Here is a 16,960-nt window from a genome sequence, read left to right on the forward strand (position 1 = left end):
CCGACACCCCTTTACTCGAGCCCTGAATACGGATCGGTATGTTCCTAGCCTTGCGCGAATCGGTCGAAGACGCCCTCGAGGTGGCGCTTTCGGCCCACGGGTTCCCGACTGGGGATCTCGGCATCGAAGAGCCGCCCGAAGACGTCGACAGCGTCCTCGCCTCGAGCGTCGCCTTTCGGCTGGCGAGCGAAGCGGGTGCGCCGCCGCCGCAGGTTGCCCAGCAACTGGCCGACGAAATCGACGTCGACGAACTGCACTACGTCGATCGGGTCGAAACGCAGGGTCCGTATCTGAACTTCCTCCCGAGCGACGCCTACGTTGAAGCGACCGTCGAACGAGCGACCGACCCGACCTACGGCCACCTCGAGGATCGCGAGGAATCCGTCGTCGTCGAGCACACGAGCGCGAACCCGACCGGACCGGTCCACGTCGGCCGCGCCCGAAACCCGATTATCGGCGACGCTGTCTCGAACCTCCTCGAGACGGCCGGCTACGAGGTCGACCGTCACTACTACGTCAACGACGCGGGACGACAGATAGCCGTCTTCACGTGGGCCTACGAGACCTTCGACGAGGACGACCTCGAGACCGACCCCGAACGCGACCGCATCGAGTACGATCTGGTGCGATACTACCGCAAGGGCAACGCCTACCTCGAGAGCGCGCCCGAAGCCGAGGTCGAGGCCGCCGAGGCCGAGATCGAGTCGATCATGCAGGGCCTCGAGGCGGGCGAGGAGCAAGCCTACGAGCGCGTCACCGAGGTGGTCGATCAGGTGCTTTCGGGGATGAAAGCGTGTCTCGCTCGGCTGCCGGCCGAGTTCGACGAGTTCGTCAAGGAGACGCGGTTCATGAAAGACGGCTCGACCGACGACGTCGTCTCGCGGCTCAAGGAACTCGACGGCGCGGTCTACGAAGCGGAGGCCTGGCAACTCGAACTCGACGAGCAGGGCATCGACAAGAACCTCGTCTTCCTCCGTTCGGACGGAACCTCGCTGTATCCGACGCGCGATTTAGCCCACCACGAGTGGAAACTCGAGAACTACGATCGGGCCGTCACCGTCCTCGGCGAGGATCACAAACTGCAGGCGAGCCAGATTCGGGAGACCCTTGAGTTGCTCGGCACGGATACGTCTGATCTCCGACAAGTTCTTTACTCCTACGTCAACCTCCCCGAGGGGAAGATGTCGACCCGACGCGGGACCGGCGTCGACCTCGACGACCTCCTCGACGAGGCTATCTCGCGCGCACGCGATGAAGTCGAGTCCCGTCTCGACGACCGTATCCGCGACGACGACTTAGACGAGGCCGACATCGAGCGCATCGCCCACCAGGTCGGGATCGGCGCGGTTCGCTACGATATCGTCTCGAAGCAACCGACCAAAGCGATCACCTTCGAGTGGGAACAGGCACTCGACTTCGAAGCCCAGTCGGCTCCCTACGTCCAGTACGTCCACGCGCGCTGCTGTGGTATTCTGAACGAAAGCGCCGATGCCGATGACCTCGACGTGGACGACCTCGACGCCGTTGTCGAGACGCTGGCTGCGGATGTTGACGCCCCGGCGCTCGAGACCGACGCGGAGCAACACCTCGTCGAGACGATCGCCCGATTCCCGGCGGTGATCGACGAGGCGGCCGACGACCTCCAGCCACATCAGGTCGCGACGTACACCCGCGAGTTCGCCGACGCGTTCAACGCGTTCTACCGGGAGTGTCCAGTGCTCTCCGACGACGTCGACCCCGAGGTCCGGGAGGCACGACTCGCGCTCGTCGCAGCCTCGCGCCACACCGTCGCGAACGCATTGTCGGTCCTCGGCGTCGCCGCCCCTCGATCGATGTGAGCGCCGGCCATCCCGTACGCTCGAGACCGAGCAGTTATCTCGGCCAATCCCGTTCGTTCTGAACGACACTCGTGAGTTTGAAAGACGTCATCGAAGCCGCCGACCGGCCCGACCTGACCCTCGCAGTCATCAATCGGGAGGCGTCACAGCCGCTCCAGTCGATGCTCGAAGAGCTGTTTGCAGATCAGCCGGTTTCGATCGAAGAGCACGACCGAGTCGACGAAGCCGCGGATACGGTCTACCTCCTCGAGGACGACACGGTGATCGCAACGTCACCTCTGCACGAACTTAGCGAGTCGATCCTGCTCGGTAACTCGGACCTGTTTATCACCGGGACTCGCAGCCCACTCGAGGTCGATCTGCCCGACGTGATCGTGGCACTGGAGAACACCCGCTTTCGCGTCCGCGGGTATCCCGACTCGAGCAAAGAAAAGTTCCTCCTCATTACCATCTCGCGGTATATCGAGGGAATCTCGCTCGAACGCGGCGATGGGACCCATCGAGCCTCGTTCCAACGACTTTCGCGGATCGAAGACGAACGCGGTACCCGATCGGTCTACCGACGACTCTCCGAGACGAGCGTGGCGACTCACGTTTACGGTGTCCCCGATCGAGTCCCCCAGTTCGATGTGACGGTACACGGCGGCCAGTCTCGGGAGATCTGCGACTCGTGGTTCGTCGTCTCCGTTCCCGACGAGACGGGGACGCACGCGGCACTCGTTGCACTGGAAACGGGCCCGCGAACGTGGGAGGGATTCTGGACGTTCGATCCGGCGACCGTCACCGAGCTGGATGCCTACATTCGGCGGGCGCTGTAGTGTTGTGACGGACCTTCAACCGAGGGCGGATCCGGGCGAAAGCGAGTTTGAGAACCGCGGGATCGATCCACTCTCCGCTCAGAAGACACCCGCAGAACTGGCAAATACGTCTATGTCGTCGCCATCGCTTTGTGGGTAAACTCTTCGGCGGACATGTTGTTTCGGATGTACGCGACCGCCCAGGCGACGTCGACGTAGAAGCTCAACACCGTGTCTCCGTTCTTGTTGAGCAGCGTGAACTCGATGCTCTCGATCGATTCCAAGAACGCTTCCGGATCCTCGATAGCCTCCGCGGCGACGATACCGAGTTCCTCGATGATCGCGTCGAGTTCGTCTCGTTTCGGCGTTTTCTCGAGTTTTGCTTCGACATCGACGTGGTAGCCGTCGCGTTTGACGTGCTCGATCGTTACCTCGCTGTGTTCGAGGTCGAGTTTGTCTTTGTCGAAGCCGGGGATCTCGCGCCGCACGCTGCTGACCAATTTGCTGGACTCGATCCACACGTCCAAGACCGAATCGTTACAAAGCTTGACGAAGTTGTGGACTCCGAGTGGCGCGATCCGAGTGATTTTCTCGAGCCCTTGACCGGCGGCCCGTTTTCTAAACTTCGCATCGGACAGTACCGTCTCGCGTGCATTCGAGACAGTAGTCAATCGGTTCTCGAAGTCCACCGGATCGAGCATCGTAGCGGTGCCTATACCGCCGATGACTAACGAAGAAACCCGTTGGAATCGTCGATCTGTGAATCACGAATCGAGAGTTTTCGCCTCGTCAGCGTAGCTATCCGCCAATCGAACCGGCTCCGGCAGCTTATAGCCCGAACTCAGTTCCAGCACGATGTCGGCGGCCGTCTCGGGGCCGACGCGGTGGCCGGGACTGACGTACAGCGGATTCACGTACCGACTCGAGGACTCGTACTGCTTGGTCTGGACTGCGTACCCGAGCAGGGTGCCGTCGGGGGCGTCGACTCGCGAGTTCGCCTCGATCGGAACTCGCGTTCCGGCCGGCAGGTCCTCGAGGTCGCCCGCGGGTTCGCCACAGAGGAGGCTCTTGGCGACGCCGATGGCCGGCGCGTCGACGAGGACTCCGATGTGGGTCGCGATGCCCGCCTGCCGGAAGTGGATGCGGCCGCTGCCGTCGAACAGGAACAGATCCGGGTCGACCGTGAGCTCCTCGAGCGCGTCCAGAATCGGCGCGCCTTCGCGGAACGCCAGCAGGCCGGGAATGTATGGGATCTCGAGTGGCGTGACGGCGTAAACCCGCTCGATCACCTCGCCGCCACGCATCGCGACGACGGCGCTCAGGGCCCGCTCGGGTTCGTCCTCGAGGAGAAACGACTGGTCGACGCCGGCGACGATCGGCGGGTCGGCGTCGCTCGCGGTTGCGGCGAGGGGATTCGACAGGCTCGACGGGTCGAATCCGGGTTCGTTCCCAGCGTCGGCCTGATTTGCGGGTGTCGAGCCGATATCGAATTCGTCCTCGAACACCGCACTCCGGGCGATCTCCCGCTGGAGCGACTCCATCTCCTCAGTCGAAAGCGAGGCGTCGGGGAGGAGGTCCGGCCTCGAGAGTTCTGTCATCCATGCTCCGTACTCGTCGGGCGAAAATGAGTGTCGTGGTTCGAGCGGGACTTCGAACGGAATCGACCGAACGCGATCAGAACGGTCCGCGTCCGCGGCCCGGCCCGCCGGGACCACCTGGACCACCGGGACCGCCGCCACCGAGCTGTAACTGGTTCGGCGTGCGGATGTTTTTCGTTCGCTTGAGGTACTCGCCGTAGGCGAGGCCGATCACCAGCCCGATGAGGTGCGCTGCATGGGCGATGTCACCGGCCCCGCCCATTCCACCGCCGACCAGCAGGAGGCTGATGACGGCGAAACCGCCGGTCAGCACCCACAGCGGCATCGGAATGAAGAACATGAAGTATACCTTGAGGTTCGGATTCAACACCGTCATCACGCCGAGGATAGCGAGCGCTGCTCCGGATGCGCCGACGACACCTCCTACCCCCCCTTCGGCGAGTTGGACGAAAACCTGTGCAAGCCCGGCGACGGCTCCGCTGCCGAGGAACAGCAACCAGAAACTCCGATCGCTGATGTACCGACTCAACAGTGGCCCGAAGAAGAAAATCACGATACTGTTGAACACGAGATGCATGATACCGCCGTGGGCGAAGATAGACGTGAACCACGTCCAGACGTATTCGGGGTTCTGCGGCGTGAGTACGAATATCGAATCGTAGATGATCGCGGAAGTGGACGTGGCTACCAGCACGAATTCTGTCATGATCTGGGCGACGAACGTGAGCCACATCAACAACAAAACCGTGTAGGTCGGATTTCCGCGGACGTACCCGAGCACGCCGCTCGAGCCCGTGTTAAACGGCAGCTTCGACGCGATTTTCTCTGTGGTCGAGGCCTCAGCGCTCGAGTTCACGCTGTCGTCGAAGCCGCTGTTGAAGACCCCTTTCGGATCGTTCCAGTCGTGCAGGCCCGAACAGTCGTGGTTTTCCGGCAGGCGGTGCTCGCCGCAGTGCGTTCCACCGCAGTGGCGACACTCGTACGGCATGTTCTCTTGTTGCCCACACACGTCGCACTTGGCCATTGCCCGGGGGTAAGAGTGGCACGGCTAAGGGATTTGGGGTTCGGGCTCGGCTCGCCGTCGTCAATTCGCGGTCGTCCCACCGCGACAGTGACGTACATTTTTGCCGTTCAGGACCCAACGCACGGGTGTGCAAGAGTACGAGCGAAAGCAGCTCCTCGAGCGCGTCGGCCGCGAGGGGGCGACCGTCGGCGCGGACATCCCGGAGACGATCACCGTCCAGGGCGAGGCGATCGACCTCCAGACGTTCGTCTTCGAGATCAAGCGCCGCGAGACGATCCCCGCGGGCGAACGTGATCGGGTCGAGCGAGCCAAGAAGAACCTGCGACGCGAGCGACTCGAGCGCGTCGAACGGATCGAGGAAGCCGACATCAGCCGCGAGACCGGCGAGGAACTCGCCCGAAGCGTCGTCGGTATCGATCGAGCGCTCAACGCGCTCGAGAATTTGGGTTCGACCGATCTCGAGCGCGAACAACAGGCAAAGCAGGCCGCGGACACGAAACGCTGGATGTCGTTCCTGCAGAAGGCGCTCGGCCGCGAAGACACCGCTGCGTCTCGAGGTGGGCGGTAGATGACCGGGCAGACCTGCACCGAGACCACGAGCGACGAACGGAGGACCGCACGATGACGACCAACGCCGAACTCGCCGCCCGGTTCGAGGAGTTCGCCGACCTCCTCGAGGCCGACGACGTCGAGTACAAACCCCGAGCGTATCGCCGCGCTGCCGAGAACATCCTGGCTCACCCGTCGCCGATCGCCGACCAGCTCGAGGCGGGCAACGAGGCGGCCGTCGAGAACATCGACGGCGTCGGGGACGCCATCTCCTCGAAGATCGTCGAGTACGTCGAGACCGGCGAGATCGAGGAGCTCGAGGAACTGCGCGAGGAGCTGCCGGTCGACATGGCCGCGCTGACCCGCGTCGAAGGCGTCGGCCCCAAGACGGTTGGCTCGCTCTATCGCGAACTCGAGATTCGGGATCTCGACGACCTCGAGACCGCCGCCGAGGCGGGCGAGATTCAGGAAGTCAAAGGGTTCGGCCCGAAGACCGAGCAGAACATCCTCGAGAACGTCGAGTTCGCGCGGACGATCGGACAGCGCCAGCTTTTGGGCGAGGCCCGACCGCTGGCCGACGACGTGCTCGAGTTCCTCGAGTCGATCGACGCGGTCGAGCAAGCCGAGGTCGCCGGCTCGATCCGCCGGTGGCGAGAGACCATCGGCGATGTGGACGCGCTGGCGGCCGCCGATTCCGGATCCGAGGCGATCGAGGCGTTCCTCGAGTGGGACTCGATCGACGACGAGATCGAATTCGGGCCGGAGAAGGCGAGCGTCCGAGTCGGTGACGTTCGAGTCGATTTGCGCGTCGTCGTTCCCGCGGAGTTCGGCTCGGCGCTGCAGTATTTCACGGGGAGCAAGGACCACAACGTCCGGCTGCGCAATTACGCGATCGAACGGAACATGAAGCTAAACGAGTACGGCGCGTTCGACGTAAGTGACATCGACGATCCCGACGCCGGCCAACGCGTCGGCGAGCGCGTCGCGGGCGAGACGGAAGCCGGGATGTACGAAGCGCTCGGCTTGCCCTGGATTCCGCCGGAGTTGCGCGAAGACCGTGGGGAAATCGACGCCGCTGCCGCCGACGACCTTCCGGATCTCATCACGCGAAGCGATGTCCGCGGCGACCTACACACCCACACGGAGTGGTCCGACGGCAACAACACGATCGCGGAGATGGTCGAGGCCGCCGCCGATCGCGGGTACGACTACTACGCCGTCGCCGACCACGCCCAGGGACCCGGCGTCGTCGGCGGGATGGGCCTCTCGGACGCGGAAATCCTCGAGCAGGTTGAGGAGATTCGGGAGGTCGGCGCCGGCGCTGACATCGAGGTGCTCGCGGGGATCGAGTCCAACATCGACGCCGATGGAGAGATTGGCCTCGGCGACGAGGTGATCGACGCGCTCGACGTCGTCGTCGCTTCCCCCCACAGCGCGCTCGATCAGGATTCGGCGGCCGCCGCGAAGCGACTCGAGCGGGCGATCGAAAACCCCGCGGTCGACGTGATCGGGCATCCGAGCGGACGACTACTCAACGAGCGCGAAGGACTCGCCATCGACGCGACGGCATTGGGTGCTGCGGCCGCGGAACACGGTACCGCACTCGAGGTCAACAGCAATCTGCGACGCCTCGACCTCTGGGGCAGCGCCGTCCAGGCCGCCCTTGAGGAGGGTGCGACGATCGCGATCAACACCGACGCACACCAGCCGGCGACTCTCGAGTACGTCCGCTGGGGGGTTCACACCGCCCGACGAGGCTGGGCCGAACCGGACGACGTGATCAACACGTGGGATATAGAGAAACTTCGAGAGTTCTTGCACTGAGGGTGCTTTCGAGACTAGTTTAGCGAGCGGCTTCGACGGTGCGGATTCGGTCAATAGACGGCGTCGTCCTCGAACCGGCCGTCGTAGGCGATATGATTGGCGTGTGTCGGCTCCTGGCCGGAGAGAAAGAGCCGATCGATCTTCTCCCAGGTGTTTTCGTACCCGAGGTGGGCGAGTTCGTTCGCCGTCGTCGTCCACCGCTCGAGGCCGGTGGCGTGGACGACGCGCCGTCCGATCCCGTTCTCGAGGGCTTCGAGAACCGCCGCCTCGGTCTCGAACTCGCGGTCGAACGCGGTGTAGGCAGCACCGACCGTACTCGCGAAGTGAGCGTACGACGACGTAAACGGCGGTATCGAGTTCGATTCGGCGATGTCCCGCGCGCGTCGATTGTCCCGCGGGAGGTGCTTCGGGTTGTAGACCTCGATCGCGTCGATGATCTCCTCGTATGCCCGAACGTCGTCTTCGCCGAGACTCACCGTCAAGAACTCGGGATGCGGGATCAACACCGTCGCGTCCTGGCGCTCGAATTCGGCCATCGCCGCCTCGAGGGAGATAAAATCAGGAACGGGATCGGAAAGTCCCAGCGCGAGCACGTGCTTGCGATTGCGCCACGACCCCGTAAACACCTCTCGAGCGGGGATTACGAGCAGATCGTCGCTCGAGAAGACCTCCGCACGCCGGCGAACCTCGGGGAGGCGCGTAAAGTGTGGCGCGTAGACGATGGCGTCGAGACCCGCCGCTCTGGCGTTCGCAACGACGTCTCTGTTGAGCACCTTGACGTGGCAATCGACTCGAAACTCGGCTCCGGCAGTCACGTCAGCCAGTTTCGCGACGTTGAAGTTATGAATTCTGATTCGTCAGTCAGAAGGACGTGTCGTGAATCCGATTGGTCGAAAAGATCTTTAGGTGTCGTTGTCTCACAGTGACCAATGCCCTGGGACTGTGGAATCGATGGCTGCGGGGAAACCTTCGACGACGTCGAACCCGCGATCGTCCATCAGGCGACCGAACACGAGCGCCGCGAGTGCAAAGTCTGTGGAACCATCGTCCCAGACGGCTACCTCTCGATTCGGCACGTCTTCACCGAACATAGCCGCGCCGAGTACGTCAGAGCCTACAGCGCGAGTTCCGAAGATGTCCGCGAACGGGAGGACCTCCTCGAGGAGATCGAATCCGTCGCTGACATGGAACGGATCGCGACCGAACTCTCGAGATAGCCTCTAACCGAACCATCGTCGAATCGTCTTCGATATCGCCGTTCACGCTATCGGTCGGACGAATACGTCGCTGACAGTCCTCGCGTCCGTCGCACTCTACAATTCTACGTCATTGGATCACTTTGCTTCGCTCAGCGTTCACTCCGTGCAAAATTTAGTATAAAACGACCTCGGCGCACCACGCCGAGTGAACCGACTCGCTACCGCTCGTCGCTATCCAACACGCGAATCTGGTCGCCCCGAACCGTGACCGGAATCGGAACCGTCGCCTCGTACAGTTCGACGGTCACCTGATCCTTGCCCTCGTCGATGCGTTGCACCTGCGCTTTCTCGCCTTTGAACGGCCCAGCGATGAGTTCGACGATGTCGCCTTCCGCGATCCCTTCGACGTCCGGTTTCGGCGAGAGGAAGTGTTCGACCTCCGAAATATCTGACTCGCCCGGAACGATGGTTCGGGCGTGCGGAATGTCCTCGAGCACGCGGTTGATTACCGCGCTCCCGTCGGCCTCGACCATCACGTAGGAGGTCAGCGAGTCGGGTGCGAGCGCGGCGTGAATATCCGGCTCCTCGCGGTTAATGATCATGTCCGCGACGGTGCGTTCTTGACTCGCTGTGGTTTTGACTGCGTAGATCGCCATTAGGCGCCACCTGCACTGGTCAGGAACACCATGATCGTACCGATGATGAACCCGACGAGACCGATGAAGATGATTCCAGCGCCGGCGATTTTCGAAACCTGCAGGAACTCGTTCGTCGACGGTGTCTTTGCCATTTTTAACACCCTGACGTACGAGGTGAGATCGTACGGAACGTCCATATATGTGTGTTTAGAGAACGCGCCCTTTTATTTGTCTTTCGTGTCCAATTTCTTTCATCGGGGGCGATTCGGATTCGTACCCGATCCCGATACGTCTCGCTCGACCGGTACCGACGTTGCAACTGACGGCAGGCTAATCAACCCGCAGGAGACCGGACGCCCGGTATGGCAGAAGACGACACCGACCGGCGAGACGAGTACGAAGCGGAACGAGAGGCGGAGATCGAAGACGAACTCGAGCGGATTGACCGCAACCCCGAGGAGGTCGACGACGGGAGCGACGACCTGGGGACGCAGAACACGCCGCGTTCCGAGACCGACGAAGATTCGCGCGAGGAATCCGAGGAGTGAGATCTCTCGGCTGAGGCCGACCACCGTCGGTACGCACACCGCTCACGTTCGATACCACGGCGCGAGCTCGTTGTCAGCCATTGGAACTACCCGATTCACCGGGTTCGAACAATCATCGTGCTACGAACCAAGCCACCGCGCGAGTGCCCCTGCGAGGAGTACCAGTCCACCGGCGATAAACGTGCCGGGAACTGGAAGTACGAACAAAATTGCACCAAACACGAGGACCGCTGTTGATGGTTTCATCCAGACGTGACTACGAGACCCAAACGGTTACCACTTGGGCCACTCAAACGGGCTGAAACAGAGAGGTGGGGGCCGGAATCTGATACTGACCATTCGTCGGACGCCCCAGAGCGGTGTGAGTACTCTTCTACGACACCCCGTCGGAAAGTATCCACAGCCGGATACGCCTCGAGGGAACTCCGCGAACGGGATTCTTTTGCCCCCGGCAGCCGATCGGTCGGGTATGGAGGTCCACGTCGTCGCCGACGACCCGGTTCGAGCCGCTATCGACGCCGCGCTGTCCGATATCGATATCACGACCCGAGACGCCGAGCCGACGGCGCTTTCCGACGCCCGGTTCGCGATCGTCAGCGACGTCATCGGCTCGGACACGTTCGAGCAGGCGCTGGATACGACTCGAGCGGGAGAAACCCCCTGGATCGCCGTCGAGATCGGCGGCGTCGGCGGCCACCCGATCGCAGACGTCGACGCGGCCGTGTCGGGGTTCGCGCCGGCGACGGCCTGCTATAACTGTCTCCGCCAGCGCGTCGCCTCGACTCGAGCGAGCGACGAGCCGGTCGAACAGCCGAGCGCGGATCGAAGCGCGGCGCGACTCGCCGGGGCGATCGCGGGCCGCGAGTGCGTTCGGACGTTCAGCGGGGACGCGGAATCGATCGTGGGCCGCGTTCGCGAACTCCCCTATGCGAGCCGGCGGTGTCTCCCGGTCCCGACCTGCGAGTGCGAAAGCGACGGACGGAACCGGACGCTTGATCTCACCGACGAGGAGTCGCTCGAACTCGAGCAGGCGGTCGAGCGAGCCGAACTGGCGATCGACTCCCGGCTTGGACCGGTCCACTCGATCGGCGAGGCCGAGTCGTTCCCGGCACCGTACTACCTCGCGACGCTCGCCGATACCGACCCGTTCAGCGACGCGAGCGCCTCGAAGCAATCAGCCGGCGTCGACGACGACTGGAACGCCGCGCTGATGAAGGCGGTCGGCGAGGGCCTCGAGCGCTACTGCGCCGGCGTGTATCGCGACGCGGCGTTCCGACACGCGTCCGTCGACGACCTCGAGAATCCCGTCTCGCCGCTCGCGCTCGTCCGGCCCGAAGACGCGCCGGCGTTCGATTCGTCGACGACGTGTCGCTGGGTCGACGGCGTCGACCTCGAGAGCGGGGAGTCGGCACAGCTTCCCGCCGCGGCCGTCCACTTCCCCCAGCCCGGCGATCCGCTCGTCCCGTCGATCACGACCGGACTCGGGCTTGGTTCCTCGACCGCGGACGCCGTTCGATCGGGTCTGACGGAGGTGATAGAGCGCGACGCGACGATGCTCTCGTGGTACTCGACGTACGAACCGATCGGTCTCGCCGTCGAGGACGAGGCCTACGACCGACTCGAGCGCAGGGCACACAGCGAGGGACTCACCGCGACCGCGCTGTTGGTGACCCAGGACGTGGACGTCCCCGTCGTCGCCGTCGCCGTCTACCGGGAGGGTGCCGAATCCGATGGCGACGATCGCTGGCCCCGGTTCGCCGCCGGCTCTGCGGCGGCGCTCGACGGAACCGCCGCCGCTCGCTCGGCGCTTGCAGAGGCGCTCCAGAACTGGATGGAACTCCGCGGAATCGGACGGGACGAGGCCGATACCGCGACCGGGCAGATCGGCCACTACGCGTCGTTTCCCGACCCCGTCAAGGAGTTCGTCGACGTCGAACGAACGATCCCCGCAGACCGCGTGGGCCCGGACCCGGCGCCGACCGGGACGGACGCCCTCGAGGAACTCGTCTCCCGGACGAACGCGGCGGGCCTTCGACCCTACGCGGCACGGGTGACGACTCGGGACATCGAAGCGCTTGGATTCGAGGCGGTTCGGGTCGTGGTTCCCGGCGCACAGCCGCTTTTCACCAACGAACCGTACTTCGGCGACCGCGCGACCGACGTGCCCGATGAACTCGGCTTCGAACCCAATCTCGAACGCGAGTTCCACCCCTACCCCTGAGACGTCCGCCCTCCGAGAACGGTCCTTTCTTCGAAATCGAGTTGAAAACCACACCGCTCGAGTGAGAGTCAGGCCGGGATAGCCGGATTTCCCGGCTCGTTCGACCAACTGTTTCCGTTCTGTCTGATCGTTTTCGATTAGGCAGACGCGTTACTATCGGTTTCGTTGCCGTCAGATTCGATGGACTCGTTGCCGTCAGTCGATTCGTTGCCGTCGTCCGCGGTCGTGGTAATCTGAAGGTCGAGATCGTCCTCGTAGATCGTGATCGAGACGAGCATCGTCTGGGGGGTAACGGTTCCGACCTCCACCTGATTGTCACCCTCGGCCTGATCCACGAGGACGACTTGCAGACTCTGCTCGATCCCTTCAAGCGACGGCGCACCGATGCGTTCGCCGGGCGTCACCGAGTAGCTCTGATCGTAGGTCCCACGACCCGTACCCCGTTCTCGAGCCTCGAGTTGAACGTTCTGGGTCTGATCGGATTCGTTGTAAATCTCGATCTGAATCGGACTCCGTATTTCGCCTTCGAAGTGTTCCCGAATACTGCCGACACAGCCCGCTAATCCGACGGTCGCGAATATGCCCGCAGATTGGAGTACAGTACGGCGATTCACACTCGAGGCTCGGTACCGGACGGTTGTATGTATTACTCTTCGAATCCGCCGCGCAGCGATTCCGGCCATCGGGAAACGAGTCCGGCTCGCAGACCAACACTAGTTAGTTCCAAAACATAATATACGATGTGAGTGAAGCTGTTCGCATGGAAGCACCCACAACTCGAGGAGAAGCGCAATACGGATCGGTCGACGACGTCGAAATCGCGCCGGACGCGGGGTGGAACGCCCAGTACGTCGACGGCGAGTGGCGACCGCCGGCCGACCGATCGACCATCACAGTGAACGCGCCGGCGACGCAGGAACCGATCGGCGAGGTTCCGCGGGGAACGACCGACGACCTCGACGAGGCGTTCCAGATCGCGGAAACGGCACAGGCGGAGTGGGCAGAGACGCCACCACAGGAACGCTCCCGAATCGTCTCGACGGCCGCACAGATACTCGAAGAACACATGGAGGAACTCGTCCACCTGATCGCGATAGAGGGTGGCGGCGTCCGCGCGAAGGGCGAGTTCGAAGGCGGGGCTGCCGTCGGCGTCGCCTCCCACGCTGCTGGCATGGCGCTTCGAAACCGCGGCGAGCGCTCCGAGTCGACGATTCCCGGAAAGGAGAACATCGTCGTTGAGGAACCGGTCGGCGTCGTGGGAGTCATCACGCCGTGGAACTTCCCGACGGTACTCTCGATGCGAGCCGTCGCGCCGGCGCTGGCGCTCGGCAACAGCGTCGTCCTGAAGCCCGACGAGCACACGCCGGTCACCGGCGGATTGCTGCTCGCTCGAGTGTTCGAGCTAGCCGGGCTCCCGGACGGCGTCCTGAACGTCGTCACCGGCTACGGCGAGGATATCGGCGACCACTTCTCGGGCCACGAAGTGCCGGACGTGATCTCGTTTACCGGGTCGACCGAGATCGGTCGGCGCGTGGCGACCAACGCGGTCGAGAATTTCCACTTCCCGGCGCTGGAACTGGGCGGGAACAACGCCCACATCGTCACCGACGACGCCGACCTCGAGCGAGCGGTCGAAGCCGGGGCCTTCGGGTCGTTCACCCATCAGGGACAGGTCTGTATCTCGATCAATCGACACCTCGTCCACGAGGACGTCTACGACGACTACGTCGCGGGGTTGGCCGAAGCCGCCGAACACGTTCCCGTCGGGGACCCGCTCGAGGACGAATCGATCGTCGGGCCGATCATCAACGAATCCCAGTTCGAGGAGATGACCGACTACCTCGAGAAAACCGTCGACGCGGGCGCGGTCGTCGAAGCCGGCGGCGAGTACGACTTCCCCTACGTCGAACCGACCGTCCTCTCGAACGTGACGAACGATATGGCGGCGGCCTGTAACGAACACTTCGGACCGATCGCGCCTGTGATCCCGTTTTCGAGCGACGAGGAAGCGGTCGAACTGGCCAACGACACGGCGATGGGGCTGTCGGGGTCGATCCACTGTCGGGATATCACTCGAGCGCGCGACATCGCAGATCGGGTGGAATCCGGCATGATCCACATCAACGACCAACCGATCAACGACGATCCGCAGGCACCGTTCGGCGGCGTCAAGTCCTCTGGAATGGGTCGATACAACGACAAGTGGATCGCAGACGAGTTTACGACCACGCGCTGGATCTCTGTCCAGCACGAGCCCCGAGAATACTGAGCGCACTCGAGACGAGTCACGCCTCCCAATCGGGGCGGTAATGATTCGATCAAGGCCGTAGCGACTCGAGCAGGGCGGTATTTTCAAGACGGAACCGAACGATATCGAATCGATGGAGAAAGTAGAAATCGACGAGGTCGACAACGAGCCGAATCCGATGGCAGCACAGTCAGTTCGACGGCCGGTATCCGACGCCCTCGGAACGACCGATTTCGCGATGAACTACTTCGAACTCGAGCAGGGCGAGTCCTTTTCGGGCGGCTATCACACTCACCACGATCAGGAAGAGGTCTTCTACGTACTCGAGGGGACGGCGACGTTCGAGACGGAAAACGGACCCCTCACCGTCGACGCTGGTGAACTCGTCCGATTCGCTCCCGGCGAGTTTCAGCAGGGGACCAACGAGGGCGACGGCCCCCTCGTCGGCTGGGCCCTGGGCGCGCCCGACTCGAGTCACAACTGGGAGGACATCGAATCGGTCGTCTACTGTCAGGCCTGCGATTCCGAAACCAAACACGCCCTCGAGATCGCAGACGAAGGCGGCTTCCGGCTCAACTGCTCAAACTGCGACAATTCGTTTACGATCGCGTAATCGGATCCGCGTCGGTAGTCCCCGCCGTGATCACTCGTCTGCCGGCGAGTAGTTCGGCGCTTCGTCCGTGATCACGACGTCGTGGGCGTGGCTCTCGGCCTGTCCGGCCGCCGAGACGCGAACGAACTCGCTTCGCTCTTTGAACTCGGGAATCGTGACGCCGCCGACGTAGCCCATTCCGGACTGCATCCCGCCGGCGAGCTGGTGGAGTTCGGACTCGAGGGTGCCCTTGTACGGCGTCGCGGCCTCGACGCCTTCGGGGACGTACTCGTCGTCGTCCTGCGGTTCGTCTTTCAGGTACCGGTCGCCGTCGCCGGACTTCATCGCGCCGACCGAGCCCATGCCACGGTACTGCTTGTACTTCTTGCCGTTCATCGTCACGACCCGACCCGGCGCCTCTTCGGTTCCGGCGAAGTACGAACCGAGCATGACCGCATCAGCGCCCGCGGCGATCGACTTGATCGCGTCTCCGGAGTACCGGATGCCGCCATCGGCGATCACCGGCACATCGTGTTGACTCGCGACATCTGCGACCTGCGAAACGGCGGTGATCTGGGGCATTCCGGATCCCGAGACGACTCTCGTCGTACAGATCGATCCCGGACCGATGCCGACTTTGATGCCGTCGGCGAAGTCGACCAGATCCTCGGCCGCCTCTCGCGTCCCGACGTTGCCGACGACGACGTCCGCATCGACGGACGCTTTGATCTCTCGAGCGCCCTCGATAACGTTCAGGTTGTGCGCGTGGGCACAGTCGATAAAGAGGATGTCGGCACCGGCCTCGTCGGCGGCCTCCGCGCGGTCGGTTTCGAACGGGCCGACGGCGACGCCACAGCGGAGTCGCCCGTCGTCGTCGCGAACCGCCTCGCCGTACTCGCGGCGCTGGAGGATCCCCTGCATGGTCACGAGTCCGACGAGGAGGTTCTCGTCGTCGACGACCGGGACGCGTTCGATCTTGTGTTCGTACATCAGGTCGAAGGCATCACGAGCGTCGATATCCTCCGGTGCCGTGATGACCTCGTCGGTCATCGCCTCGGTGACCGCATCGTCTTCGTTGACCTCGAGGTGGGGCCGGATGTCCGTACTCGAGATGATGCCGAGAACTTCCCCGCGCGTGTTGACGACGGGCGCTCCGCCGACGCCTTCCCTGACCATCATCTCGTCGACTTCCCGGACGGTCATCTCCGGATCGGCGGTCACGACCGAGTCGGTCGGGATGATGAGGTCGTCGGCGCTTTTGACGCGGTGGATCTCCTCGACCATCTCGTCGACGTTCATGTTCCGGTGGAGGACGCCGAGCCCGCCGTGGCGAGCCATCGCAACCGCCATCTCGCTCTCGGTGACGGTATCCATCGCCGCGGAGATGATCGGAACGGAGACCTCGACGGATTTCGAGACGCGACTCGTCAGATCCGCGTCGTCGGGTTCGACGCGGCTCTCTTTCGGGCGAAGGAGCACGTCGTCGAAAGTCAGGGCTTCCGGTACTCGAAGTTTCGAAGAATACGGCTCGTGTTCGGGAACGTCGTTCGCCATGTAAACTGTCCGGAATCGCGGGCAAAAAACGTTGCGTGTTGCACTTTCAGCCCGTAGAGCGGCACCGATGACCACGGGAGGAACTGTCGAAGTGATAGACTCGAGGTCCGGTCTCGACCCCGATCGAACGTTCGTTCGGCACCGACAGAATGTAACGATCAGAAACCGAATGCGGAGTGTCGTCCATTACCGTCGAGAAATGCACACTGTCGACGGACGATCCGCGGAGTATTGGAACCACGTCTCACACAACGTTTATTAATAATGCAGGACTTTCCTACGATATGTTCGCTGTGAGTTCCACCACGGCCCGAACCGGTGATCGGATGC

18 protein-coding genes are annotated in these 16,960 nt (G+C 63.1%); 10 read left to right on the forward strand and 8 right to left on the reverse strand.

Features of this window, described 5'->3' with window-relative positions; translation table 11 throughout:
- Positions 1 to 38: 38 nt before the first annotated feature.
- The gene (gene argS, locus EL22_RS08845; protein ID WP_050051136.1) at positions 39 to 1,838 is read left to right on the forward strand and encodes an arginine--tRNA ligase; all 1,800 of its coding nucleotides are present in this window, start codon (positions 39 to 41) and stop codon (positions 1,836 to 1,838) included.
- Positions 1,839 to 1,909: 71 nt separating this feature from the next.
- Positions 1,910 to 2,656 (forward strand): histidine kinase, encoded by a 747-nt coding sequence (locus EL22_RS08850; protein ID WP_050051137.1) that lies wholly within the window; start codon positions 1,910 to 1,912, stop codon positions 2,654 to 2,656.
- 110 nt (positions 2,657 to 2,766) lie between these two features.
- Here the strand turns inward: EL22_RS08850 and EL22_RS16015 are convergent, their stop codons facing one another.
- A complete protein-coding gene (locus tag EL22_RS16015; RefSeq protein WP_082146729.1) occupies positions 2,767 to 3,123 on the reverse strand; it encodes a hypothetical protein in 357 nt (118 codons plus the stop codon).
- Between EL22_RS16015 and EL22_RS19290 the strand changes: the two genes are divergently transcribed.
- A complete protein-coding gene (locus EL22_RS19290; protein ID WP_082146730.1) occupies positions 3,073 to 3,366 on the forward strand; it encodes a toxin in 294 nt (97 codons plus the stop codon). The genes EL22_RS16015 and EL22_RS19290 overlap by 51 nt on opposite strands.
- Before the next feature lie 33 nt (positions 3,367 to 3,399).
- Here the strand turns inward: EL22_RS19290 and EL22_RS08860 are convergent, their stop codons facing one another.
- Together EL22_RS08860 and EL22_RS08865 are read right to left on the reverse strand one after the other, a co-directional pair.
- Positions 3,400 to 4,233 carry an endonuclease V gene (locus EL22_RS08860; RefSeq protein ID WP_050051275.1) on the reverse strand — a complete coding sequence of 278 codons (834 nt, stop codon included), beginning with the start codon at positions 4,231 to 4,233 and terminating at the stop codon, positions 3,400 to 3,402.
- Positions 4,234 to 4,309: 76 nt separating this feature from the next.
- Positions 4,310 to 5,257 (reverse strand): rhomboid family intramembrane serine protease, encoded by a 948-nt coding sequence (locus EL22_RS08865; protein ID WP_050051139.1) that lies wholly within the window; start codon positions 5,255 to 5,257, stop codon positions 4,310 to 4,312.
- 127 nt (positions 5,258 to 5,384) lie between these two features.
- On the opposite strand from EL22_RS08865, the gene EL22_RS08870 reads away from it, so the two are divergent.
- Together EL22_RS08870 and polX are read left to right on the forward strand one after the other, a co-directional pair.
- On the forward strand, positions 5,385 to 5,825 hold the full coding sequence (locus EL22_RS08870) for a DUF5788 family protein (protein ID WP_050051140.1): 441 nt from the start codon (positions 5,385 to 5,387) through the stop codon (positions 5,823 to 5,825).
- A gap of 53 nt (positions 5,826 to 5,878) precedes the next feature.
- Entirely contained in the window at positions 5,879 to 7,630 is a 1,752-nt protein-coding gene (polX, locus tag EL22_RS08875) for a DNA polymerase/3'-5' exonuclease PolX (protein ID WP_050051141.1), read from the forward strand.
- A 50-nt stretch (positions 7,631 to 7,680) separates the two neighbouring features.
- On the opposite strand, the gene EL22_RS08880 is transcribed toward polX, so the two are convergent.
- The gene (locus EL22_RS08880; RefSeq protein ID WP_197075880.1) at positions 7,681 to 8,454 is read right to left on the reverse strand and encodes a PHP domain-containing protein; all 774 of its coding nucleotides are present in this window, start codon (positions 8,452 to 8,454) and stop codon (positions 7,681 to 7,683) included.
- A gap of 105 nt (positions 8,455 to 8,559) precedes the next feature.
- Here EL22_RS08880 and EL22_RS08885 point away from each other — a divergent pair, with 105 nt between their 5' ends.
- On the forward strand, positions 8,560 to 8,847 hold the full coding sequence (locus EL22_RS08885) for a hypothetical protein (RefSeq protein ID WP_050051143.1): 288 nt from the start codon (positions 8,560 to 8,562) through the stop codon (positions 8,845 to 8,847).
- 200 nt (positions 8,848 to 9,047) lie between these two features.
- Here the strand turns inward: EL22_RS08885 and EL22_RS08890 are convergent, their stop codons facing one another.
- Both EL22_RS08890 and EL22_RS08895 read right to left on the reverse strand, forming a co-directional pair.
- On the reverse strand, positions 9,048 to 9,485 hold the full coding sequence (locus EL22_RS08890; RefSeq protein WP_050051144.1) for a transcription elongation factor Spt5: 438 nt from the start codon (positions 9,483 to 9,485) through the stop codon (positions 9,048 to 9,050).
- On the reverse strand, positions 9,485 to 9,664 hold the full coding sequence (locus EL22_RS08895) for a protein translocase SEC61 complex subunit gamma (protein ID WP_050051145.1): 180 nt from the start codon (positions 9,662 to 9,664) through the stop codon (positions 9,485 to 9,487). Before EL22_RS08895 ends, EL22_RS08890 begins: the two co-directional genes overlap by 1 nt.
- 165 nt (positions 9,665 to 9,829) lie before the next feature.
- Here EL22_RS08895 and EL22_RS08900 point away from each other — a divergent pair, with 165 nt between their 5' ends.
- Positions 9,830 to 10,015 carry a hypothetical protein gene (locus EL22_RS08900; RefSeq protein ID WP_050051146.1) on the forward strand — a complete coding sequence of 62 codons (186 nt, stop codon included), beginning with the start codon at positions 9,830 to 9,832 and terminating at the stop codon, positions 10,013 to 10,015.
- A 469-nt stretch (positions 10,016 to 10,484) separates the two neighbouring features.
- Positions 10,485 to 12,236 carry a YcaO-like family protein gene (locus EL22_RS08905; RefSeq protein WP_050051147.1) on the forward strand — a complete coding sequence of 584 codons (1,752 nt, stop codon included), beginning with the start codon at positions 10,485 to 10,487 and terminating at the stop codon, positions 12,234 to 12,236.
- Between the two features lie 137 nt (positions 12,237 to 12,373).
- Here the strand turns inward: EL22_RS08905 and EL22_RS08910 are convergent, their stop codons facing one another.
- Positions 12,374 to 12,850 carry a hypothetical protein gene (locus tag EL22_RS08910; RefSeq protein ID WP_050051148.1) on the reverse strand — a complete coding sequence of 159 codons (477 nt, stop codon included), beginning with the start codon at positions 12,848 to 12,850 and terminating at the stop codon, positions 12,374 to 12,376.
- A gap of 146 nt (positions 12,851 to 12,996) precedes the next feature.
- Between EL22_RS08910 and EL22_RS08915 the strand changes: the two genes are divergently transcribed.
- Positions 12,997 to 14,505 carry an aldehyde dehydrogenase family protein gene (locus EL22_RS08915; protein WP_050051149.1) on the forward strand — a complete coding sequence of 503 codons (1,509 nt, stop codon included), beginning with the start codon at positions 12,997 to 12,999 and terminating at the stop codon, positions 14,503 to 14,505.
- 112 nt (positions 14,506 to 14,617) lie between these two features.
- Positions 14,618 to 15,097, forward strand: coding sequence for a cupin domain-containing protein (locus tag EL22_RS08920; protein WP_050051150.1), 480 nt, complete (start codon positions 14,618 to 14,620; stop codon positions 15,095 to 15,097).
- Between the two features lie 30 nt (positions 15,098 to 15,127).
- Here EL22_RS08920 and guaB read toward each other — a convergent pair whose 3' ends face one another.
- Positions 15,128 to 16,630, reverse strand: a complete 1,503-nt coding sequence (gene guaB / locus EL22_RS08925; protein WP_050051151.1) for an IMP dehydrogenase — start codon at positions 16,628 to 16,630, stop codon at positions 15,128 to 15,130.
- Positions 16,631 to 16,960 lie beyond the last annotated feature (330 nt).

This window comes from Halostagnicola sp. A56, from assembly GCF_000691505.1.
Lineage (GTDB): Archaea > Halobacteriota > Halobacteria > Halobacteriales > Natrialbaceae > Halostagnicola.